At 59.8% G+C, this 21,973-nt stretch carries 20 protein-coding genes; 8 read left to right on the top strand and 12 right to left on the bottom strand.

The genetic code is table 11. The features are described from left to right. Positions 1-16: 16 nt before the first annotated feature. The 4 genes from HBO23_RS05190 to HBO23_RS05175 all read right to left on the bottom strand — a co-directional run bounded on the left by HBO23_RS05190 (position 17) and on the right by HBO23_RS05175 (position 4,276). Positions 17-985 carry a sulfonate ABC transporter substrate-binding protein gene (locus HBO23_RS05190; RefSeq protein WP_138454184.1) on the bottom strand — a complete coding sequence of 323 codons (969 nt, stop codon included), beginning with the start codon at positions 983-985 and terminating at the stop codon, positions 17-19. A gap of 94 nt (positions 986-1,079) precedes the next feature. After that, on the bottom strand, positions 1,080-1,673 hold the full coding sequence (gene ssuE, locus HBO23_RS05185) for an NADPH-dependent FMN reductase (protein ID WP_170036764.1): 594 nt from the start codon (positions 1,671-1,673) through the stop codon (positions 1,080-1,082). Positions 1,674-1,989: 316 nt separating this feature from the next. Further along, positions 1,990-2,628 (bottom strand): peroxiredoxin, encoded by a 639-nt coding sequence (locus HBO23_RS05180; protein WP_017139542.1) that lies wholly within the window; start codon positions 2,626-2,628, stop codon positions 1,990-1,992. Positions 2,629-2,920: 292 nt separating this feature from the next. Beyond that, positions 2,921-4,276 carry an OprD family porin gene (locus HBO23_RS05175; protein WP_017139543.1) on the bottom strand — a complete coding sequence of 452 codons (1,356 nt, stop codon included), beginning with the start codon at positions 4,274-4,276 and terminating at the stop codon, positions 2,921-2,923. Between the two features lie 370 nt (positions 4,277-4,646). On the opposite strand from HBO23_RS05175, the gene tauA reads away from it, so the two are divergent. Next, positions 4,647-5,633, top strand: coding sequence for a taurine ABC transporter substrate-binding protein (gene tauA / locus HBO23_RS05170; RefSeq protein ID WP_169987991.1), 987 nt, complete (start codon positions 4,647-4,649; stop codon positions 5,631-5,633). Positions 5,634-5,765: 132 nt separating this feature from the next. Here the strand turns inward: tauA and argA are convergent, their stop codons facing one another. Both argA and argE read right to left on the bottom strand, forming a co-directional pair. Continuing rightward, a complete protein-coding gene (argA, locus tag HBO23_RS05165) occupies positions 5,766-7,064 on the bottom strand; it encodes an amino-acid N-acetyltransferase (protein WP_017139545.1) in 1,299 nt (432 codons plus the stop codon). 135 nt (positions 7,065-7,199) lie between these two features. Continuing rightward, positions 7,200-8,348 (bottom strand): acetylornithine deacetylase, encoded by a 1,149-nt coding sequence (gene argE, locus HBO23_RS05160; RefSeq protein WP_170036762.1) that lies wholly within the window; start codon positions 8,346-8,348, stop codon positions 7,200-7,202. A 158-nt stretch (positions 8,349-8,506) separates the two neighbouring features. Between argE and HBO23_RS05155 the strand changes: the two genes are divergently transcribed. Beyond that, positions 8,507-9,874 (top strand): CYTH domain-containing protein, encoded by a 1,368-nt coding sequence (locus HBO23_RS05155; protein ID WP_170036760.1) that lies wholly within the window; start codon positions 8,507-8,509, stop codon positions 9,872-9,874. A 310-nt stretch (positions 9,875-10,184) separates the two neighbouring features. Here HBO23_RS05155 and HBO23_RS05150 read toward each other — a convergent pair whose 3' ends face one another. Beyond that, a complete protein-coding gene (locus HBO23_RS05150) occupies positions 10,185-10,655 on the bottom strand; it encodes an Lrp/AsnC family transcriptional regulator (RefSeq protein ID WP_003195279.1) in 471 nt (156 codons plus the stop codon). Positions 10,656-10,782: 127 nt separating this feature from the next. Here HBO23_RS05150 and HBO23_RS05145 point away from each other — a divergent pair, with 127 nt between their 5' ends. From HBO23_RS05145 to HBO23_RS05120, 6 genes are all read left to right on the top strand, one after another. Further along, on the top strand, positions 10,783-11,121 hold the full coding sequence (locus tag HBO23_RS05145; protein WP_017135282.1) for a hypothetical protein: 339 nt from the start codon (positions 10,783-10,785) through the stop codon (positions 11,119-11,121). A gap of 82 nt (positions 11,122-11,203) precedes the next feature. Continuing rightward, positions 11,204-12,898, top strand: a complete 1,695-nt coding sequence (locus tag HBO23_RS05140; RefSeq protein ID WP_170036758.1) for a GspE/PulE family protein — start codon at positions 11,204-11,206, stop codon at positions 12,896-12,898. 77 nt (positions 12,899-12,975) lie between these two features. Then, the gene (locus tag HBO23_RS05135; RefSeq protein WP_017135280.1) at positions 12,976-13,896 is read left to right on the top strand and encodes an SPFH domain-containing protein; all 921 of its coding nucleotides are present in this window, start codon (positions 12,976-12,978) and stop codon (positions 13,894-13,896) included. A 10-nt stretch (positions 13,897-13,906) separates the two neighbouring features. Continuing rightward, positions 13,907-14,353, top strand: a complete 447-nt coding sequence (locus HBO23_RS05130) for an NfeD family protein (RefSeq protein WP_017135279.1) — start codon at positions 13,907-13,909, stop codon at positions 14,351-14,353. A 69-nt stretch (positions 14,354-14,422) separates the two neighbouring features. Then, positions 14,423-14,737, top strand: a complete 315-nt coding sequence (locus HBO23_RS05125) for a DUF2388 domain-containing protein (protein WP_017135278.1) — start codon at positions 14,423-14,425, stop codon at positions 14,735-14,737. 161 nt (positions 14,738-14,898) lie between these two features. Next, positions 14,899-16,041, top strand: coding sequence for a DegT/DnrJ/EryC1/StrS aminotransferase family protein (locus HBO23_RS05120; RefSeq protein ID WP_056860748.1), 1,143 nt, complete (start codon positions 14,899-14,901; stop codon positions 16,039-16,041). Positions 16,042-16,114: 73 nt separating this feature from the next. Here HBO23_RS05120 and gcvH read toward each other — a convergent pair whose 3' ends face one another. The 5 genes from gcvH to HBO23_RS05095 all read right to left on the bottom strand — a co-directional run bounded on the left by gcvH (position 16,115) and on the right by HBO23_RS05095 (position 21,969). Next, entirely contained in the window at positions 16,115-16,498 is a 384-nt protein-coding gene (gene gcvH, locus HBO23_RS05115; protein ID WP_017135276.1) for a glycine cleavage system protein GcvH, read from the bottom strand. 52 nt (positions 16,499-16,550) lie between these two features. Then, the gene (gene gcvT, locus HBO23_RS05110; protein WP_099550298.1) at positions 16,551-17,633 is read right to left on the bottom strand and encodes a glycine cleavage system aminomethyltransferase GcvT; all 1,083 of its coding nucleotides are present in this window, start codon (positions 17,631-17,633) and stop codon (positions 16,551-16,553) included. Between the two features lie 156 nt (positions 17,634-17,789). Continuing rightward, positions 17,790-19,406, bottom strand: a complete 1,617-nt coding sequence (locus HBO23_RS05105; protein WP_170036756.1) for an iron ABC transporter permease — start codon at positions 19,404-19,406, stop codon at positions 17,790-17,792. A 180-nt stretch (positions 19,407-19,586) separates the two neighbouring features. After that, complete coding sequence (locus tag HBO23_RS05100; RefSeq protein ID WP_017135273.1) at positions 19,587-20,591, bottom strand: extracellular solute-binding protein; 1,005 nt, start codon at positions 20,589-20,591, stop codon at positions 19,587-19,589. Positions 20,592-20,751: 160 nt separating this feature from the next. Then, positions 20,752-21,969 (bottom strand): 2-octaprenyl-3-methyl-6-methoxy-1,4-benzoquinol hydroxylase, encoded by a 1,218-nt coding sequence (locus HBO23_RS05095; RefSeq protein ID WP_170037053.1) that lies wholly within the window; start codon positions 21,967-21,969, stop codon positions 20,752-20,754. Positions 21,970-21,973: the final 4 nt, after the last annotated feature.

Below are 21,973 nucleotides of genomic sequence, written 5' to 3'. Positions count from 1 at the left end.
TCCTGAAGAAGTCGGATTACGGCGCTGTGGCGACGGCGGCGGATGGAGTCCAGATCACGTCCTTGATGCTCAAGGGTTTGGGGATCAATTTGAGCTGGTAGAAGGTGTCGGCGATTTTCTGCTGGGCGGCGACCACTTCCGGGGTCAGGAACAGCGCGCCGTAGCCTTGGCGCTTGACCGAGGTCAGGGTGATGTCCGCCGGCAAGCCGAGCAGTGGCGCGACTTGTTCGGTTACTTCCTGAGGGTTGGCCTTGGACCATTCGCCCACTGCGCGCACTTCTTCCACCAGCGCCTTGATCACGTCCGGGTGCTGCGTGGCGTAGGGCTTGGTGGCCAGGTAGAACTGGTGGTTGTCGGCAATGCCGGTGCCGTCACGCAGGGTGCGCGCTTGCAGTTGTTTCTCGGCGGCTGCCTGGTACGGGTCCCAGATCACCCAGGCATCGACGCTGCCACGCTCGAACGCGGCGCGGGCATCGGCGGGTGGCAGGAAGATGGTGTGCACGTCGGTGTATTTGAGGCCGGCATCTTCCAGGGCACGTACCAACAGGTAGTGCACGTTGGAGCCTTTGTTGAGCACGATTTTCTTGCCCTTGAGCTCGGCCACCGATTTGATCGTCGAATCCTTGGGCACCAGGATCGCTTCACTGGTCGGCGCGGGTGGCTCATAGGCGACGTAGAGCAAATCTGCACCCGCCGCCTGGGCGAACACGGGCGGCGTTTCGCCGGTGACACCAAAGTCGATCGCACCGACGTTCAGGCCTTCGAGCAACTGCGGGCCACCGGGGAATTCGGTCCATTGCACTTGCACGCCCTGGGCGGCCAGGCGTTTTTCCAGCGAGCCCTTGGCTTTGAGCAGCACCAGCGTGCCGTACTTCTGATAACCGATCCGCAACGTCTCGGCGGCCTGGGCTTGAACAATGGCGCCGAAGGACACAGCCGCAGCAAACAGTGCGACCAGACCACGACGCAAGATGACAGTGCGCATGGCGCTCTCTCCAAATAATGCGATGAGGGGGTTGGCTGCACCTGCTTGGCCGTTGGCGGCTGAGTAAGGTGAGTACTACAAATTTCGGTACGGCTTAAATGCTCCAGCGAGCACTCAACAAACGTTCATTCAACACATTGGGGTCCAGCGGTTTGGGGCGACGGGCCATGGCGCCATAAAGCGTCTCCAGGGCCTCGTGCAGTCGCTGCTCAAGCACCGGCACCAGTTGCGCCTGGGCACTGCCTTCGGCGTAAGCGATCTGGCTGTCTTCGGCAAAGATGCCGTGGAGCAGTTCCTGGGCCTTGAGGGCCGAGAGCACCGGCTTCAAGGCGTAGTCCACCGCCAGCATGTGGGCGATGCTGCCGCCGGTGGCCATTGGCAACACGATCTTGTGGGCCAGGGCGCGCTCGGGCAGCAGGTCGAGTACGGTTTTCAGCGCGCCGGAAAACGAGGCCTTGTACACCGGCGTGGCGATGGCCAGGCCGTCGGCATTGGCGATTTGCTGCAACAGATCGATGACTTTGGGGCTGTCGAAGCGGGCGTGCAGCAAGTCTTCGGCGGGGAAGTCCCGTATCTGATAACTCACCACTTCCACGCCTTTGTCTTGCAGCCACTGACGGGTTTTTTCCAGCAAGACCCCGGAGCGCGAACGCTGGCTGGGGCTGCCTCCAAGTGTTACGACCAGCATGCAGGTATTCCTTGGGCAAGTGTCGGCGGTTCGCTGGGTGGCGATGTCGCCAAGATGGAACAGACCCTATCAGCATATTTATATATCTTAAAATCTTATTTTTTCATTTGTTTATTCTATAAATGCATATGGAGAATATAAATCTCAAGACGAAAAAAAAGGCCGTCGAAACGGCCTGAAAACCCCTGCTATGTGAGACTGGAAATACCGACAAATGTGGGAGCGGGCTTGCTCGCGAATGCTGACTTTCAGTTGATGCATCTTTGAATGACACACCGCTTTCGCGAGCAAGCCCGCTCCCACATTTAGTTCTGCGTTAACGGTTAGGCTGTGGGGTTAGCCGCAAGTACGGCTTCACCGCACGGTAGCCCTTCGGAAAGCGCTGCTTGATCTCTTCCTCGTCCTTGAGCGACGGCACAATCACCACTTCATCGCCGTCCTGCCAGTTGGCGGGCGTGGCGACCTTGTGGTTGTCGGTCAGCTGCAACGAGTCGATGACCCGCAGGATTTCGTGGAAGTTACGGCCGGTGCTGGCCGGGTAAGTGATGGTCAGGCGGATCTTCTTGTTCGGGTCGATCACGAACAAGGAACGCACGGTGAGCGTGTCACTGGCATTCGGGTGGATCAGGTCGTAGAGGTCCGACACCTTGCGATCGGCATCGGCCAGGATCGGGAAGTTGACGACGGTGTTCTGGGTTTCGTTGATGTCTTCGATCCACTTGTGGTGCGAGTCCACCGGGTCGACCGACAGGGCAATGGCCTTGACGCCACGCTGCGCGAATTCGTCCTTGAGCTTGGCGGTAAAGCCCAGCTCCGTGGTGCACACCGGAGTGAAGTCCGCGGGATGGGAAAACAACACGCCCCAGCTATCGCCCAGCCATTCGTGGAAACGAATCTTGCCGGCGCTGGAATCCTGTTCAAAGTCGGGGGCGATGTCGCCCAGTCTTAGGCTCATGGTGTGGCTCCTGGTGAGTGCTTATGGAGCCCACTGTGCATGGGTTAGGAATTATTTAAAAAGAATAAATATCGATTTATCTAGACGATAAAGGAATATTAAAAATCTGTTCATTGGACTTGGGAACGGGCGAGGATCAACATCCATCACAAGGTTCGAGAAGGCCTTGAGACGCTGTACAAAGAGGGGTTTCAGGAAGGGCTTGCGGGGGTTGAGCCCGACTTGAAAAGCAAGACACCTTGCCCGGCGTTGCGCCGGGCAAGGTTTACAGTCTTACAACAGCTTCACACTACTAGAACAGTGGCAGCGAGTAGCTGACGATCAGACGGTTTTCGTCCTGGGAACGGGTGTTCGCCAGGTCGGTACGCCACATCGCGTTTTTCCAGGCCACGCCGAGGTTTTTCAGCGGGCCTTCTGGAATCACGTAGGCAACGGTGATGTCGCGTTCCCACTCGGACTGGCCAGTGGTTTCAGTACGTGCGTTAGTGTTCGCGATGGTGTCGATGTTGCTACCTTTGAGGTACACAACGCCAGCCGTCAGGCCAGGTACGCCAACCTTGGCGAAGTCATAAGCGTAACGAGCTTGCCAGGTACGCTCGCCAGCACGGGCGAACTTCTGGATCTGCATGTCGGTAGTGATGTAAGCCGACGAGCCGTCACCTTGGTTCAGCCAAGGGAAGTCGCTGCTGCCATTGCTGACTTGGTAACCGCCACCAAAGGTGTGGCCGGCCACGGAGTACAGGAAAAGTCCGCTGTACAGGTTGTTGTCGACTTTACCCTTACCGGCACGGAAACCGTTGTAGTTACCGCTGGTGTAGTAGGCAGCCGTATTACCGTTCAGGCCGTCGTCAGAACTGTTGAAATAACGCAGGTCAGACTTCAATACGCCCGGGCCGATCGACCAGTTATGGGTCAGACCCAGGAAGTGCTGCTTGTAGAAGTCTTCCAGGTTGCCGTAGTAGTACTGTGCGGTCAGATCTTTGGTGAGCTTGTAGTCACCACCGGCATAGTAGAACTTGTTGACGAACTTGCCTGCGGTGTAGTTCGAGCCACCGTTGGCACCACCCAGCGACAAACCTTCGTTGTTGCTGGAGTTACGGCCTTTGGCATGCTCAATCTGACCGGCAACCAGGGTCAAATCCTTGATGTCGTTGGTAGTGATCTGGCCACCCTGGAAGGTTTGCGGCAGCATACGACCATCGTTGGTCACGATAACTGGCAGCTTAGGCTGCAACGTACCCAGTTTCAGTTCGGTTTGGGAGATCTTCACCTTACCGGTCACACCGAGGCTGGCGAAATCGTTGACCGCGCGATTGCCGTCGCTTGGGAACACAGTACCGCCGGACGAAGTACCGGTGATGTTACCGCTGGTGCCGCGGCCAGAATCGAGGCGCACGCCGTACAGGCCGATTGCGTCAACGCCGAACTGAACCGTGCCTTGGGTATAGCCCGAAATGAACCGCAGATCGAAGCCTTGGCCCCATTCTTCGTTCCTGGACGGGTCTGCAGCACCATCACGGTTATCCGTGTTGATGTAGAAGTTACGCAGGCCCAGTGTGGCCTTACTGTCTTCGATAAAACCGGCAGCGCCTGCTTGCTGAGCGATTGCGCCCAGGGTCACAGCCAACGCCAAGGTGGACTTCTTCATGTACCGCTCCTCTCATTTCTAATTTTTGTATTTCTTTGGTCTCGGGTCTGACGCCCTCGATCCACAGATGCGCGATTAGCGCCAGATAGTGACTACCAAGTCAATCGTAACCTTGTGTGTCTACTACCTTCGTCTAACCGCAGTTGATTTGGTCCCTGCAGGGTAATGAGTTTTTCATACACCCAAAAAGAATTGTTTCATTCTTTTTCATACGATTCAGGAATAAGCCTCAGCAGGCAGTGAGTCGATCAGCATAGATCAACCGCTCCATAAGCTAATTCCTAAAGGGTATTTACCAGCCTTTTTTTAGATCGATTAGTGTGATCGTACTGTTGCATACGTCACCCACGATCAAAAAGGCGACGCCATCATGGCCAAACGCACATCCTCCCGTCAATTTGTTACAGTTTTTGTGTCACTAATACTTTCTTTTGGTGTCAAAGCCGCCGATTTGACCATCGGCTATCAAACCGGCATCGACCCCAGCAAAGTCCCCCAGGCTGACGGCCTCTATGAAAAGGCCATCGGCGAGAACATCGCCTGGCGCCGTTTCAACAGCGGCCCTGAAGTGGTCACCGCTATCGCCTCCGGCGATGTGCAAATCGGCAATCTCGGTTCCAGCCCCCTTGCAGCAGCGGCGTCACGTAATCTACCGATCGTGGCGTTTATCGTATCGGCGCAGATCAACACTTCTGAAGCCCTGGTGGTACGCAACGGTAGTGGCATCGACAAACCCGCAGACCTGGTGGGTAAAACCATCGCCACCCCGTTCGTCTCGACCTCCCATTACAGCCTGCTCGGTGCGCTGAAGCACTGGGGCCTGGACACTCAAAAAGTCAAAGTGGTGAACCTGCAACCGGCAGAAATCGCCGCCGCGTGGAAACGTGGCGATATCGACGGCGCATTCGTGTGGTCACCGGCGCTGGGGGAGATCCGCAAGACCGGAAAAACCCTGACCGACGCGGCCCAGGTGGGTCAGTGGGGCGCGCCGACGTTCGAAGTGTGGGTGGCGCGCAAGGATTTCGCGCAAAAACATCCTGACGTAGTGGCCAAGTTTGCCAAGGTCACGCTGGATTCGTTTGCTGACTATGCGGCCCATAAAGACCGCTGGACCGTCGATTCCGAACCTGTGCAAAAAATCGCCAAATTGACAGGTGCGAATGCCGCCGATATTCCTGAACTGTTGGCCGGCACCACCTTCCCGGATGCCCAGGCACAGCAGACCGAGGCACTGCTTAAAGGCGGCACCGCGAAGGCGATTGGGGAGACGGCGAAGTTTTTGAAGGAACAGGGGAAGGTCGAAACGGTGCTGCCGGATTACTCGGCCTTTGTGACCGATAAATTCATCAAAGAATAAATGCAGTCCCCTGTGGGAGCTGGCTTGCCTGCGATTGCATCACCTCGGTTTATCTGAAAAACCGAGTCGCCTGCATCGCAGGCAAGCCAGCTCCCACATGAGCCAGCTCTGTATTGGGCCGAAAGAACGGGCTTACAGCGCCTTCTCGAAAATCTTCGAATTACGCTGATAGTTGTACAGCGAGGCCCGTGCCGACGGCAGGCGGTCCACGCTGCTCGGCACAAACCCGCGCTCGCGGAACCAGTGGGCGGTGCGCGTGGTGAGGACAAACAAAGTCTTCAAACCCTGGGCCCGCGCGCGGGTCTCGATGCGCTCCAGCAATACATCACCGCGTGCGCCGTGACGGTACTCCGGGTTCACTGCCAGGCACGCCAGCTCACCGGCATCCGAATCGGCGATCTGATACAACGCCGCACAAGCGATGATCATGCCTTCGCGCTCGACCACGCTGAACTGCTCGATCTCACGCTCCAACACCTCACGCGAACGCCGCACCAGAATGCCCTGCTCTTCCAGCGGGCTGATCAGGTCGAGCAAGCCACCGACGTCTTCAATCGCCGCTTCACGCACCAGTTCGAATTGCTCCTGGGCCACCAACGTGCCGCCACCGTCGCGGGTGAACAGCTCGGTGAGCAACGCGCCGTCTTCGGCATAACTGACGATATGGCTGCGCCCTACTCCGCCACGGCAAGCCTCGGCGGCGGCATCCAGCAACTCAGCCTGATAGTTGTTACCCAGCCGCTGCAGGTGCGCCGGCACTTGTTGCGGGCGCAACTCACGCACCAGGCGACCATGCTCATCGAGCAAACCGAGGTCGGCGCCAAACAGCAGCAGCTTGTCGGCGCCCAGGTCGATGGCGGCGCGGGTGGCGACGTCTTCGCAGGCCAGGTTGAAGATCTCGCCGGTGGGCGAATAACCCAATGGCGACAGCAGCACGATGGAGCGCTCGTCCAGCAGGCGATTGATGCCTTTGCGGTCCACCCGGCGCACTTCGCCGGTGTGGTGGTAGTCCACGCCTTCGAGTACACCGATCGGCCGTGCAGTAACGAGATTGCCGCTGGCCACGCGCAAGCGCGAGCCCTGCATCGGCGACGAGGCCATGTCCATGGACAGCCGCGCCTCGATAGCAATGCGCAGATGCCCGACCGCGTCGATCACACATTCCAGGGTCGCCGCATCAGTGATGCGCAAACCTTCGTGGTAAGCCGGGGTGAGGCCGCGTGCTTCAAGGCGGGTTTCAATCTGCGGGCGCGAACCGTGCACCAGCACCAGCCGCACACCCAGGCTGTGGAGCAGCACCAGGTCGTGGACGATATTGCCGAAGTTAGGGTGGTCCACGCCATCGCCGGGCAGCATGACCACAAAGGTGCAGTCGCGGTGGGCGTTGATGTAAGGCGAAGCGTGACGAAGCCAATTGACGTATTCGGGCATAAAACCTGGGCCTGTAATAAAAAGCAGCCAAAAAAGGATGAATCGTGAAAGCGCACAGCGGGCTGATGGTTATCGTCGGAACAGGCTTGGCGACACGCTCGCTCTCCTTCTATGTACGAATAGGCAGGGGTTAATTTATGCAGGTTTCAGGCAGTAATGCTCGATCAGTTCCCGCAATAGACGCACTGTAGGCGTCAAGCGTGACATTTCGAGGTACTCGCCCGGTTGGTGAGCACAGGCGATATCGCCAGGGCCGAGCACCAGGGTTTCACAACCAAGGCGCTGAAGATAAGGCGCTTCGGTGCCGAACGCTACTGCTTGCGCACGATGACCGGTCAATCGTTCCGCCACCCGCACCAGCTCGGCATCTTCGGCCTGCTCGAACGGCGGCACTTCGGGGAACAACGGTGCGTAGTCGATCTTGACTTTATGACGCTCCGCCAAGGGTTCGAGCTTCTGACGAATGGCGGCGCGCAGTACCTGCGGGTCCATGCCCGGCAACGGCCGCAGGTCGAATTCCAGCGAGCATTGGCCGCAGATGCGGTTGGGGTTGTCGCCACCGTGAATACAACCAAAGTTCATGGTCGGTTGCGGCACGCTGAATTGCGGGTTGCGGTACTCACGCTGCCAGGCCAGGCGCAGGCCACGCAGTTCGCCAATAGCATCGTGCATGGCTTCAAGGGCGCTATGACCCAGGCTTGGGTCCGACGAATGGCCGCTTTGGCCCAGAATATCGATGCGCTCCATCATCACGCCTTTGTGCAGGCGGATCGGCTTGAGCCCCGTCGGCTCACCAATCACCGCCGCACGGCCCAACGGGCGTCCGGCCTCGGCCAGTGCACGAGCACCGGACATTGAGCTTTCTTCATCGCAGGTGGCGAGGATCAGCAAAGGTTGCTTGAACGGCTGATCCAGCAAGGGCAGCAAGGCTTCGATGGCCAGGGCAAAAAAACCCTTCATGTCGCAGCTGCCCAAGCCTACCCAGCGGCCGTCGACTTCCGTCAGTTTAAGCGGATCGGTCTTCCACAGCGCGGCGTCATACGGCACGGTATCGCTATGCCCGGCCAGCACCAGCCCGCCGGGGCCACTGCCGAAACTGGCGAGCAAGTTGAACTTGCCGGGGCTGACTTGCTGGATATCGATGGCAAAACCCAGGTCGCCCAGCCAACTGGCGAGCAGGTCGATGACCGGGCGGTTGGTCTGGTCGAGAGACGCTTGGGTGCAACTGACCGACGGCGCGGCAATCAGCGCGGCGAATTGCTCTTTCATGGACGGTAACGGCATGCGCGGCCTCTCAACTTCCCGGATGAGCCCCACTATAGAACCATCTGCACGACACAATAAACCGTTGCGGCACGTTGCCGGGCTCAGTCCTGTACACTGCACGACCTTGGCAGCCACACATTTCCCCGGCTGCGCTCCCGATCCTGGATTTTCCGGCCATGCAGAAAGAAACCGAAATCAAGCTCCGCGTCAGCCGCGAAACCCTCGCCGCGCTACGTGAGCACCCGCTACTGAAAAAACGCAACAAAAGTGGCTGGGAACGCCGTGAGTTGATGAACCAGTACTTCGACACCCCTGAACGCGACCTGGCCCAGGCCAAAGTCGCCCTGCGCCTGCGCAAGGACGGTGACGACATCATCCAGACCCTCAAGACCCGCGGCCAAAGCGTCGCCGGCTTGTCGGAACGCAATGAATACAACTGGGACCTGCCCAAAGCCAAGCTCGATGTGAAGAAACTCGACGGCGAGTGCTGGCCCGAGCAATTGGCCGAGCTGGACAAAAAGACCCTCAAGCCAATCTTCACCACCGATTTCGTGCGTGAGCGCGCCGAAATCGCTTGGGGCCGTGGCAAGGCCAAGGTGGTGATCGAAGCCGCCCTGGACCTGGGCCATGTGGTGGTCGGCAAGCAGAAAGAAGAAATCTGCGAGCTGGAACTGGAACTGCGCGAAGGCGAACCGGCTGCCCTGCTGGAACTGGCCGCCGAACTGGCCGCGACCCTGGCGCTGATGCCGTGCGATATCAGCAAGGCCGAGCGCGGCTACCGCCTGTACGACGCCAGCAGCTACTCGCTGAGCCTGCCAGCCCCGCAGATCCACGCCGAAATGCCGTTGGACGACGCCTTCGCCGCAATCATGTGGCACCTGTTGGGCAGCAGCCAGCGTCTGGCTGAGCAATACCGTTTCAACGGTCATTGGCGTCTGCTGCAGGACTGGGTCGACAACCTCGGTGAACTGCGCGCCCTGGTCGGCAGCCTCGGCCAGGCCGCGCCGCGTCAATCCACCAGCGAACTGCGCAGTGCACTGGACGCACTGCTGGAAGACTGGCGCCCACTGGTACAGGCTGGCGATGACGATGAAGACATCCGCAAAGCCGCGCCGGAACAGTTCGCCGAAGAACTCGAAGACGTGCGCTGGGGCCTGTTCTCGCTGAACACCTCGCGCTGGCTGCTGGCCCGCGCCTGGACCACCGACCGCAATGTGCGTGGCAACCGCCAGGGCGCCGCGCAAATCACCAACTGGCTGCCACGCCTGCTGGCTGACGACGCCGTCGCCCTGCAACTGCCGCGCTACCAGCAGCAACCGGAAGACCTGGCCGAGCAACTGCCGCGCATCGAGCGCATCCAGGCCTGGCTGCACCACGCACGTAACGTGGTGGACATCCCGGAACTGGACCGTTTGTACGGCGAACTGAACAAGTTGGCGCTGCTGGCCAACCAGCCGATCACCGATGAATCGCTGGATGCGCGCATGCATCAGGCGATTGCGGTGTATCAGAACCGGGCCTGGAAGACCCTGCTGCGCCTGTAAGATCGCTATCGCGGGCAAGCCCGCTCCCACAGGGGAATGCATTCCAATGTGGGAGCCGGGCTTGCCCGCGATGAGCATAGGTATCTACACAACTTCTGAAGGCAGCCGATTTCTCCTGTGGCGAGCAGGCTTGTCCTGCGTTGGGCCGCGAAGCGGCCCCAGTAAAGGCACTGCAATTTTCCTGAAAGAATTCAGTGTCTGGGTTTGGGGCTGTTTCGCGGCCCAACGCAGGACAAGCCTGCTCGCCACAACAGCCCACTGGCCACTAACCGGTTGTGTAGATACCTATGCCGCGATGAGGCAGGCCTTATCAACGCAAGACTGGCAGGCTGGTGGTGGACTTGATCTCCGATAAAGCCACGATCGAGTTCACCTCCTGAATCCCCGGCACCATCGACAGCTTCTCGAAGAAAAACCGCTCATACGCCTCGATGTCCGAGGTGACGATGCGCAGCAGAAAATCCACCGCACCCATCAGCACATAACACTCCAGCACTTCCGGAAACCCGCGAATCGCTTCGGTGAACTCGGTGAAGTTGGAACGGCCGTGGGCGTTGAGTTTGACCTCGGCAAAAATCTGCGTGTTAAGGCCGATCTTCTTGCGGTCCAGCAATGTGACCTGGCCGCGAATCACCCCTTCCTCCTTGAGCCGCTGGATACGCCGCCAGCACGGCGACTGGGACAGGCCCACCTGTTCGGCGATCTGAGCACTGGACAGCGAAGCATCCTCTTGCAGCAGCGCCAGGATACGGCGGTCGTAGGCGTCCAACTCACTGTGCATAAAAATACCTTTGAATGTGCTTATCCTGAATTGTTCTATTCAATAAATCGCAGATAGGGCCCATCTTAGATAAGAAATCTCCGCCCGCGAATGTAAAAATTTCTCCAGTCGAATTTGGAGAGTCAGCATGCACGCCGTCGAAACCACCCACACTCCCGCACGCGTCGACGCCTGGGCTGTCAACAGCGCCCATTGCCAGGCGCATTATCAGATCGTCGCCGAGGCCGAGCCGGACGTGCTGTGCCGGGTGCTCAACTATTTCGCTTTGCAGTTCCTGACCCCGCAACAGGTCAATGTGAGCCGTGAAGACGACCTGTTGAACATTGATATCGTCATGGACGGTTTGAGCTGGCACCGCGCCCAGGTGATCGGTGAAAAGATTAGAAACCTGATCAGCGTCTGCTCGCTGGAAGTGTGGCGAGCTGACTCTCTGCGGCCTGCAGCGATGACGGCGGCCAGCCTGTAAAAGCCGGCAATACTCATGGGAAGGTGGATGTTCGGGGGCAGGCTAGCCTGGGTTTACACCCGACGCCTGCCAGGAAATGCCCATGCCTACCGCCTTGCACACTCACCGCCTGGAACTGCATCAGTTGCTGCCGACGCTGGTCGAGCAAGGGCTGATAACCGCAGAGGTGGCACATTCACTGGCGGCGGCGCCCGCTACCCAACAACACCCTCTGGCATGCATCGCAGCCCACGGGCTGTGCCTGGAAACCTTGACGCAATGGCTGGCCACGCAGGTCGGGCAGCCTTATCTGCGTATCGACCCGCTCAAGATAGACGTGGCAACGGTAGTGCCATTGATGTCCCACGCCTTTGCACAGCGCCACGGGATCCTGGCGGTGGCCGTGGATGCGCAGACCGTCACCGTCGCCAGCGCCCAGCCCCATGTCCGCGACTGGGAAGCCGGGTTGGCACAGGTGCTCAAGCGCTCGATCAAGCGCGTGGTCGCCAACCCCAAGGCTATTGAGCGCTGCATCGGCGAGTTCTACCGCTTGGCCAAATCCGTCAGCGGCGCCGATCAAAAGGCGACGGTGGCCGGCAATGTCGAACTGCTCAGCCTCGGCGCCAGCGATCAGGAGCCGGATGCCAATGACGCGCATATCGTCACTATCGTCGACTGGCTGTTGCAGTACGCCTTTGGGCAGCGGGCCAGTGATATCCATGTCGAACCCTGTCGCGACCAAGGCCGCGTGCGTTTTCGCATCGACGGGCTGCTGCACGATGTGTATCAGTTTCCGCCTCAGGTCACGATGGCGGTGGTCAGCCGCCTCAAGAGCCTGGGTCGGATGAACGTCGCGGAAAAACGCAAACCCCAGGACGGCCGGGTCAAGACCAAAAGCCCGGCGGGCATAGAGGTGGAACTGCGCCTTTCGACTTTGCCAACAGCGTTTGGTGAAAAACTGGTGATGCGGATTTTCGACCCACAGGTGCTGCTGAAAGATTTTGACCAGCTTGGTTTGTCAGATGACGACCAACAACGCTGGCACGCCATGACCGGCCAGGCCAACGGCATCATCCTCGTCACCGGGCCAACCGGCTCCGGCAAGACCAGCACCCTCTACGCCACGCTCAAGCAACTGGCAACCCGCGAGGTCAACCTGTGCACGGTAGAGGACCCGATTGAAATGATTGAACCGGCCTTCAACCAGATGCAGGTGCAGCACAACATCGACCTGACCTTCGCCAGCGGCGTCCGCGCCCTGCTGCGCCAGGACCCGGACATCATCATGATCGGTGAGATCCGTGACCGGGAAACCGCAGAAATGGCGATTCAGGCCGCATTGACCGGGCATCTGGTGCTGTCGACGCTGCACACCAATGATGCGCCCAGCGCCATCAGCCGGTTGCAGGAGCTTGGCATTGCTCATTATTTGATCAAGGCTACCCTTATAGGGGTGATGGCGCAGCGTTTGGTGCGGCTTTTATGCCCTCACTGCAAACGCGCGGTGGGCGCGCCGGGCACCGCGCATGAAGCTGTCGGCTGTGCAGGATGCCGCGAAAGTGGTTATCGAGGCCGCGCCGGGCTCTACGAAATCATGCCGATGAGCGAGGCGCTCAAGGCGCTGATCACCCCAGGTGCCGACGTGCAGGCTCTACGCCGGGCCTCAGTGGAGCAAGGCATGCGCAGCCTGCGCATGGCTGGTATCGACAAAGTGAACGCCGGGCTGACCACCCTGGCAGAGGTATTACGGGTAACGCCTGGGGATTCAGAAACAAATGATTTGATTGTTCGCCCGTGAAACCGTCCTTATCCGTGACTGGGCCGTTACAATCGGCCACACGTCGCATCACTGACACCATCAGATAGGGAATCGCTATGCAGATCGGAACCGTACTGCTTCTTTTCGTGGGTTTGGCCGTTGCCATCCTGTTCATGGGCTTTAAAGTGGTGCCCCAGGGCTACCAGTGGACTGTCGAGCGTTTCGGCCGCTACACCAACACACTCAAGCCCGGCCTCAACATCATTATTCCGATCATGGACCGCATCGGTCGCAAGATAAACGTGATGGAAAGCGTGCTGGATATTCCACCGCAGGAAGTGATCACCGCCGACAACGCCACCGTGCAGATCGACGCCGTGTGCTTCTTCCAGGTGGTCAACACCGCCCAGGCCGCCTACGAGGTCAATAACCTCGAGCACGCCATCCGCAACCTGCTGCAAACCAACATCCGCACCGTGCTTGGCTCCATGGAGCTGGATGCCATGCTGAGCCAGCGTGACGGCATCAACGAAAAGCTGCTGCGTACCGTGGATGAAGCCACAGCGCCGTGGGGCATCAAGATCACCCGCATCGAGATCAAGGACATCAGCCCGCCTGCCGACCTGATGGCCGCCATGTCCGGCCAGATGAAAGCCGAGCGGATCAAGCGTGCGCAGATCCTGGAAGCCGAAGGCCTGCGGGCATCGGCGATCCTGACGGCCGAAGGTAAAAAACAGGCGCAAATCCTTGAGGCCGAGGGCAGTCGCCAGGCGGCTTTCCTGGAGTCCGAAGCCCGTGAGCGTCAGGCCGAGGCCGAAGCCCGTGCCACACAAGTGGTCTCCGAGGCCATCGCGTCGGGCAACGTGCAGGCGGTTAACTACTTCGTCGCGCAAAAATACATCGATGCCCTGGGCAAGCTGGCATCGGCCAACAACAGCAAAGTCATCCTGATGCCGCTGGAAGCCAGCCAGGTAATTGGCGCCGTCGGTGGCATCGGCGAAATCGTCAAGGCAACCTTCGACAACAAGAAAGGCTGAGGCAACTGCCATGTGGGAATTCCTGCAGCATCTGTCGTTCTGGGATTGGCTGGCACTGGGCACGGTGCTGTTGATTCTTGAAGTGTTCGGCGCCGGCGGTTACCTGCTGTGGATGGGCATCGCCGCTGCCGCTGTAGGCGTGATCAAGTTCGTGGTGCCGCCGCTGGGGTTGGAATGGCAACTGCTGCTGTTCGCCGTGCTGTCGATTTTGACCGCCGTCTATTGGTGGAAACGCCAACGCAGCAGCGCCAAGGTCAGCGACCAGCCGGGGCTGAACATGCGTGGCTCGGAGCTGGTTGGCCGCACGTTTGTGGTGCACCAGGCCATCGTCGATGGCCGGGGCAAGATAAAAGTCGGTGATGGCGTGTGGATGGCCACTGGCCCGGATACCCCGATAGGCGCTCAAGTACGTGTCATTGGTCAGGACGGCGTGGTTTTACAGGTCGAAACTGTTTAGTCAGTGATGGAACTCGACTGAGCTAACTACAATCAAACTGTTCAGATAACCCAGTCGGAGTCACCCATCATGCGTTTCAAATATGCTGTCGCAACCCTCGCTGTGCTTTCCCTTCCTGTCGGTTCAGCCATGGCCGACAGCTTTTGGCGTAATGTCATTTCATCGGGCGCTACTACCGGCTCGACGTACCTGACCTTCAAGGACCACAAGCTGGTGGTCGCCGCCCAAGACGACGCAGGCAGCTTTGTTGCCAGCGACGGCGGCATCCGCGGTCCATACCTGGAAGCCGCCATGCAGAAAGTCCGCGCTGACAACCCAGGCCTCAAGGCCACCGATATGGAATTGGCCAACGCTATCCTCGCGAAAAACGCTGTGACCGAGTAAAGCGCCCATAAAAAATGCCGCTCTTTGGGAGCGGCATTTTTTTGCTCGTAACATGACGATTCATTCACGTGTGACAGGCTATATTCAGTCGAACCGTGCAACCATGCGGTACTGATACGTTTATTACTCATCGCCTATCTGAAACGGATGCCTTCGTCGTTATGAGCCAACAGCCCTTTCTGCCGTTTTCCAAACCTACCATTGATGAAGCCACCATCTCGGCGGTCGGCGATGTACTGCGCTCGGGCTGGATCACCAGCGGGCCAAAAGTGCAGGCGTTCGAAGCACAGCTGTCGGAATACTTTGGCGGCCGGCCGGTGCGGACGTTCAACTCCGGCACCTGCACCATGGAAATTGCTCTGCGCATCGCCGGGATTGGCCCAGGGGACGAAGTCATCACCACGCCGATCTCCTGGGTCGCCACTGCCAACGTGATCCTGGAAGTCGGTGCCACGCCGGTATTTGCCGATATCGACCCGGTAACCCGCAATATCGACCTGGCCCAAGTAGAAGCTGCAATCACCCCACGTACCAAGGCGATCATTCCGGTGTACCTGGCGGGCCTGCCCCTGGACATGCCGATGCTGTATGCACTGGCCAACAAGTACAACCTGCGTATCGTCGAAGACGCCGCCCAGGCACTGGGTTCCAGCTGGGATGGCGAACGCATTGGCGCAACCGGCGACTTTGTATCCTTCAGCTTCCAGGCCAACAAGAACATCACCTCTTCCGAGGGCGGTTGCCTGGTATTGAACAATGCCGAAGAAGCCCGCCTGGCCGAGAAATATCGCTTGCAGGGCGTTACCCGCACGGGTTTCGATGGCCTGGACGTAGATGTGTTGGGCGGCAAGTTCAACATGACCGACATTGCCGCAGCCATCGGCCTGGGCCAGTTCGCTCATATCGAGAAGATCACTGCCCATCGCCAGAACCTGGCGCGCCACTACTTCAAATGCTTCGGCAGTGATTTCGAAGCGCAATACGGCGCACAACTGCCACCGGCAGACTTCGAAAACAGCAACTGGCACCTGTTCCAACTGGTATTGCCGGAGCGTCAGGATGGCAAGCCGGCACGCGCCACCTTCATGGAACAGATGCAGGCGCATGGCGTCGGCATTGGCTATCACTACCCGCCGATCCACCTGCTGAGCCTGTATCGGGCACAGGGTTTCAAGGAAGGCATGTTCCCGGTGTCGGAACGTGTTGGGCGTTTGATCGTGTCGTTGCCGATGTTCACGGCGATGACAGAGGCGGACGTAGAGCGGTCGGTTGCGGCGGTTAAAGCGGTATTGAAAGCGGGTTAAACAAAAAAGCGTTGGCTTGCAACAATCAATGTGGGAGCTGGCTTGCCTGCTCCCACATTGATTTGTGTCGTGTTTACTCGCCGATGGCAGCTTTGTAACCCGCAGCATCCAGCAGTTTTTCCAGATCGGCCGGGTTGCTTGGCTTGAGCTTGAAGATCCAGGCGCCGTAAGGGTCGGTGTTCAACAGCTCAGGGCTGCCACTCAGTTCCTCGTTGACGGCAATCACTTCGCCAGCAATCGGGGCGTAGATATCCGAAGCAGCCTTCACCGACTCAACCACGCCAGCCTGGCCTTCAGCTTCAAACTGGGCGCCAACTTCCGCCAGCTCAACAAACACCACATCACCCAACGCTTCCTGTGCATGGTCGGAAATCCCGACGGTCACAGTGCCGTCGGCTTCCAGACGGGCCCATTCGTGACTTTCGGCAAAACGCAGGTCAGCTGGGATATCGCTCATAATCTGTGTCCTCAAGAAGAAATGTCAGCGGCCTTCGGCCTGCCGGAAATAGTTAGATCAAGGTTTTGCCATGGCGTACGAAGGTCGGCTTGACCACTCGAACCGGGTACCACTTGCCGCGGATTTCCACTTCGGCCCGATCGGCGGTGGCCGTCGGTACGCGCGCCAGGGCAATGGATTTGCTCAGCGTAGGAGAGAAACTACCACTGGTGATCTCTCCTTCGCCAACATTGGCGATACGAACCACTTGGTGAGCGCGCAAAACCCCACGCTCCTCCAGTACCAGCCCGACCAATTTGTACTGCACACCCGCCGCTAACTCTGCTTGCAGCGCGCTGCGACCAATGAAGTTGCGACCGGCAGGTTCCCAGGCAATGCTCCAGGCCATGTTAGCCGCCAAGGGCGAAACATCCTGGTGGATATCCTGACCATACAGGTTCATGCCGGCTTCCAGGCGCAGGGTATCGCGGGCGCCAAGACCAATGGGTGAAATACCCGCGCCGACCAGGTCGTTGAAAAAGCCTGGCGCCTGATCGGCAGGCAGGACTATTTCCAGGCCGTCTTCACCGGTATAGCCGGTACGGGCGATAAACCAGTCACCGTCGGCCTGGCCTTCAAAGGGCTTGAGTTGATGAATCAGGTTGCTGCGCGACTGGGTGACCAGTTCGGCGATTTTCTGCCGGGCATGGGGACCCTGAATGGCGAGCATGGCCAACTCGGGCCGCTCCTGCAGTTGCACCGAATAGTTGCCCAGTTGCGCCTGCATCCAGGCCATGTCCTGGTCGCGGGTGGCTGCGTTGACCACCAACCGGTAACCGGCTTCGGTGCGGTAGACGATCATGTCGTCCACCACGCCGCCCTGCTCATTGAGCATGGCGCTGTAGAGCGCACGGCCGCAGCCATGCAAACGATCGACATCATTGGCCAGCAGGTGCTGGAGCCATTCCTTGGCCTGAGGGCCGGTGACATCGATCACGGTCATATGAGATACATCGAACACCCCGCAGTCGCGTCGCACCTGATGGTGTTCTTCAACTTGCGAGCCGTAGTGCAGAGGCATATCCCAACCGCCAAAATCGACCATTTTCGCGCCGAGGGCGAGATGCAGGTCATACAGAGGCGTACGCTGTCCCATGGGTTTCTCCTTCCGGGCTTGGCGAAGGTGCGCGGAGCTGCTGTTTGCGCTGAACACCTTGAATTACAAGGCCTGCAGCCACGCCCAGCGACTCGCTCCGAAAGACGAAGCGCACCGAATGCCGCGCATTGTAGCCGCAAGCCGTAGGACTGGCACCTAACCGATTTGCCTCGCAGAGCGTCGGATCAAGCCGATGACCGGCAGTAACCCCACCAGTACGAGGGTCAGCGCCGGCAACGAGGCTCGCGCCCATTCGCCTTCACTGGTCATTTCAAAGATGCGAACCGCCAGGGTGTCCCAGCCAAATGGGCGCATCAGCAAAGTTGCGGGCATTTCCTTGAGCACATCGACGAACACCAGCAACGCTGCGCTCAACGTGCCCGGCAGCAATAACGGCAGATACACTTTGCAAAACAGTCGTGGCCCGCTTACCCCGAGACTGCGTGCCGCTTCCGGCAACGACGGGCGGATTCGCGCCAGGCTGTTTTCCAACGGCCCGTAGGCCACCGCCAGAAAGCGCACCAGATAGGCCAGCACCAGTGCCGACAGGCTGCCAAGCAGCAAGGGTTTGCCCGCGCCGCCGAGCCACCCCGAGAGCGGTACCACCAGCTCTCGGTCCAGGTAGCTGAATGCCAACATGATCGACACCGCCAGCACCGAACCCGGCAAGGCATAGCCGACGTTAGCCAGGCTGATACCAGAGCGAATCGCCCGTGTCGGCGCCAGCCGGTTGGCGAAGGCGAGTATCAACGCCACGCTGACCGTGATCAGCGCCGCGATACCGCCTAAGTAAAGGGTGTGAACGATCAGGCCGGTGTAGCGCTCATCCAGGTCGAAGCGGCCGCGCTGCAAGAACCAGGCGACCAGTTGCAGCATGGGGATGACAAAGGCGCAGGCGAACACCAACCCGCACCACGTGCTGGCCGCTGCCGCCTTGAACCCTCGCAAGTGATACAACGCCTGGCCCCGTGGCCGCTCGTTGCTTGGGCGGCTGGCACCGCGGGCTCGCCGTTCGCCGTACAGCACCAGCATCACCACCAGCAGCAACAGGCTGGCCAGTTGGGCAGCGCTGGAAAGACTGAAAAAGCCGTACCAGGTCTTGTAGATGGCGGTGGTGAAGGTGTCGAAATTGAACACCGAGACCGCGCCGAAATCCGCCAGGGTTTCCATCAAGGCCAGGGCCACGCCGGCACCAATCGCCGGCCGTGCCATGGGCAGCGCGACGCGCCAGAACGCTTGCCAGGGCGATTGCCCGAGCACACGTGCCGCCTCCATCAGCCCTTTGCCCTGGGCAAGAAACGCCGTGCGCGCCAGCAGGTAGACGTAGGGGTAGAACACCAGCACCAACACGATAATCACGCCGCTGGTGGAGCGCACGCGCGGCAGCCGCAGGCCGGTGCCGAACCATTCACGCAGCAGGCTTTGCACCGGGCCAGCGAAATCCAGCAGGCCGACAAACACAAAGGCCAGTACGTAGGCGGGAATGGCAAAAGGCAGCATCAAGGCCCAATCGAGCCAGCGCCGCCCAGGAAACTCGCAGAGGCTGGTCAACCAGGCCAGGCTCACGCCCAGCAGGGTCACGCCCACACCGACGCCCAGCACCAAAGTAAGGGTATTGCCCATCAAGCGCGGCATCTGGGTGTCCCACAGGTGCGACCAGATTTGCGCATCAATGCTTTGCCAGGACAGCAACAGCACACTCAGCGGCAACAGCACCAGGGCGGCGACGCTGAAGACCGGCAGGTACCAGCGGCGTTGGGCGGGGTGGGCCAAGGGCTAGCTCTCAGGTTGGTAAAAAATTCAAGGTGAACACAAAGCAATGTGGGAGCTGGCTTGCCTGCGATAGCAGCACCTCGGTGTGTCAGTTACACCTGGGTGATGCTATCGCAGGCAAGCCAGCTCCCACACAAGCCCGCTCCCACATTTAGTTCGGCGCTTGCCTGCAAATTGTAGTTAGTTCCAGCCGGCGCGATCCATCAGGCGGATAGCCTCAGCCTGGCGCTTGCCTGCCACTTCCACCGGCAAGGTGTCAGCCACGAACTTGCCCCAGGTCGCCACTTCTGCTGATGGCGGCACCGCCGGGTTGGCCGGGAACTCCTGGTTCACATCGGCAAAGATCTGCTGCGCCTCAGGCGTGGTCATCCACTCGACCAATGCCTTGGCCGCTTCCGGATGCGGCGCGTGCTTAGTCAGGCCAATGCCCGACAGGTTCACGTGCACGCCACGGTCGCCCTGGTTCGGCCAGAACAGTTTTACCGCCAGGTCTGGCTTCTGCTTGTGCAGGCGGCCGTAGTAGTAGGTGTTGACGATCCCCACGTCGCATTGCCCGGCGTTGATCGCCTCCAGCACCGCGATGTCGTCGGAGAACACGTCGGTGGACAGGTTGTTGACCCAGCCTTTGACGATTTCCTCGGTTTTGGCCGCGCCATGGGTTTCGATCAGGGTGGCGGTCAGCGACTGGTTGTAGACCTTCTTCGCCGTGCGCAGGCACAAGCGGCCTTCCCATTGCTTGTCGGCCAGGGCTTCGTAAGTGGTCAGGTCACCGGGTTTTACCCGGTCGGTGGAATAGGCGATGGTCCGTGCACGCAGGCTCAAGCCGGTCCAGGCGTGGTTAGAGGAGCGATATTGCAGCGGAATATTCTTGTCGATCACCGCCGAGGTGAACGGCTGCAGGATGCCCATTTGCTCAGCCTGCCAAAGGTTGCCGGCGTCCACGGTGAGCAACAGGTCAGCCGTGGCGTTCTCGCCTTCGGCCTTGATGCGCTGCATCAGCGGGGCTTCCTTGTCGGTGATGAACTTCACCTGCACGCCGGTCTTTTTGGTGTAGGCATCGAACACCGGCTTGATCAGTTCGTCGATGCGCGAGGAGTAGACCACGACTTCGTCGGCTGCCTGCACGGTGGTGCTGCCGATAAGGGTGAGTGCCAGGGCAGTCAGGAGGCGCTTGGGTGCCAACATGGGTGCGGTCTCTCATTTGCAAAAAGAGGGCAAATGATAAGGACTCACATTTGGTAGCGCTTGGTGGAGGCGTTACGAGATGTTGCATGGCTGGGATTTGTGCTGGGGCCAATGGCCCCATCGCGGGCAAGCCCGGCTCCCACAGGGTACTCAGGCGCCCTCAGGGTTTGGCCAGCTCCGGGAGGTCGCCGGTCAGGCCCAAGGCCTGGCGGACGAAGATGGCCTTGGCTTCGGGCATCTGGTCGACCATTTTCAGCCCGGCGTTGCGCAGCCAGCGTAATGGCAACTGGTCGGCCTGGAACAGGCGCTCAAACCCTTCCATAGCCGCCATCAGCGCAAGGTTATGCGGCATGCGCCGACGTTCGTAGCGGCTCAAAACTTTCACATCAGCCAGGCGCTCACCGCGTTCATTGGCTGCCAGCAGCACCTCGGCCAGCACCGCCGCATCGAGGAAACCCAGGTTTACGCCCTGCCCCGCCAACGGGTGGATCACGTGGGCCGCGTCGCCGATCAACGCCAGGCCTTCTGCCACGTAGCGTTTGGCGTGTCGTTGGCGCAATGGCACGCACACACGTGGATCGGCGCTGAGCACCGTGCCGAGCCGCCCTTCAAAGGCGCGCTCCAGCTCACGGCAGAAATTTTCATCATCCAGCGCCATCAGGCGCTCGGATTCGGCCGGTGTGGTGGACCAGACGATCGAGCACCAGTCTTCCTGCCCCTCGCGCACCAATGGCAGAAACGCCAGCGGGCCAGTGTCGGTAAAGCGCTGCCACGCCGTGCGCTGGTGGGGCTGGCTGCTGCGAACGCTGGTGACAATGGCGTTATGCAAGTAATCCCACTCGCGGGTCGCTGTGCCGGTCAGGCGGCGTACGGCGGAGTTGGCGCCATCGGCGGCGACCACCAGCGGTGCACGCAATGTGCGGCCGTCGGCAAGGGTCAGCAGCCAGTCATCGCCGGAGCGGCGCATCTGTTCCAAGCGGGCGTTGGCCAGCAGGCCCAGGTCGCAGTCATGCAGGCGGTCGAGCAGCGCGTCCTGAACCACGCGGTTCTCGACGATATGCCCAAGCACTTCGGCGTGCACACTGGCCGCCGAGAAGTGGATCTGCCCGGTGCCGCTGCCGTCCCACACTTGCATCTCGCCATAAGGGCTGGCGCGCCGCGACACAATGCCGTCCCACACGCCGAGGCGCTCAAGGATGCGCTGGCTCGCGGCCGACAACGCGCTCACCCGTGGCTCGAAGGCAGCCTCACGGTCAAATGGCTTGACGCTCAGCGGGCTGCCGTCGAGCAGCAGCACCTGCAGGCCACTGCCCTGCAACGCGAGCGCCAGGGCGCTTCCGACCATTCCGGCCCCGACAATCAGCACATCTGCGCGCATGTCC

The sequence above is a fragment of the Pseudomonas sp. WS 5532 genome, from assembly GCF_012985445.1.
GTDB classification, from domain to species: Bacteria; Pseudomonadota; Gammaproteobacteria; order Pseudomonadales; family Pseudomonadaceae; genus Aquipseudomonas; species Aquipseudomonas edaphica.
This window is presented reverse-complemented; position numbering and strand designations above follow the sequence as displayed.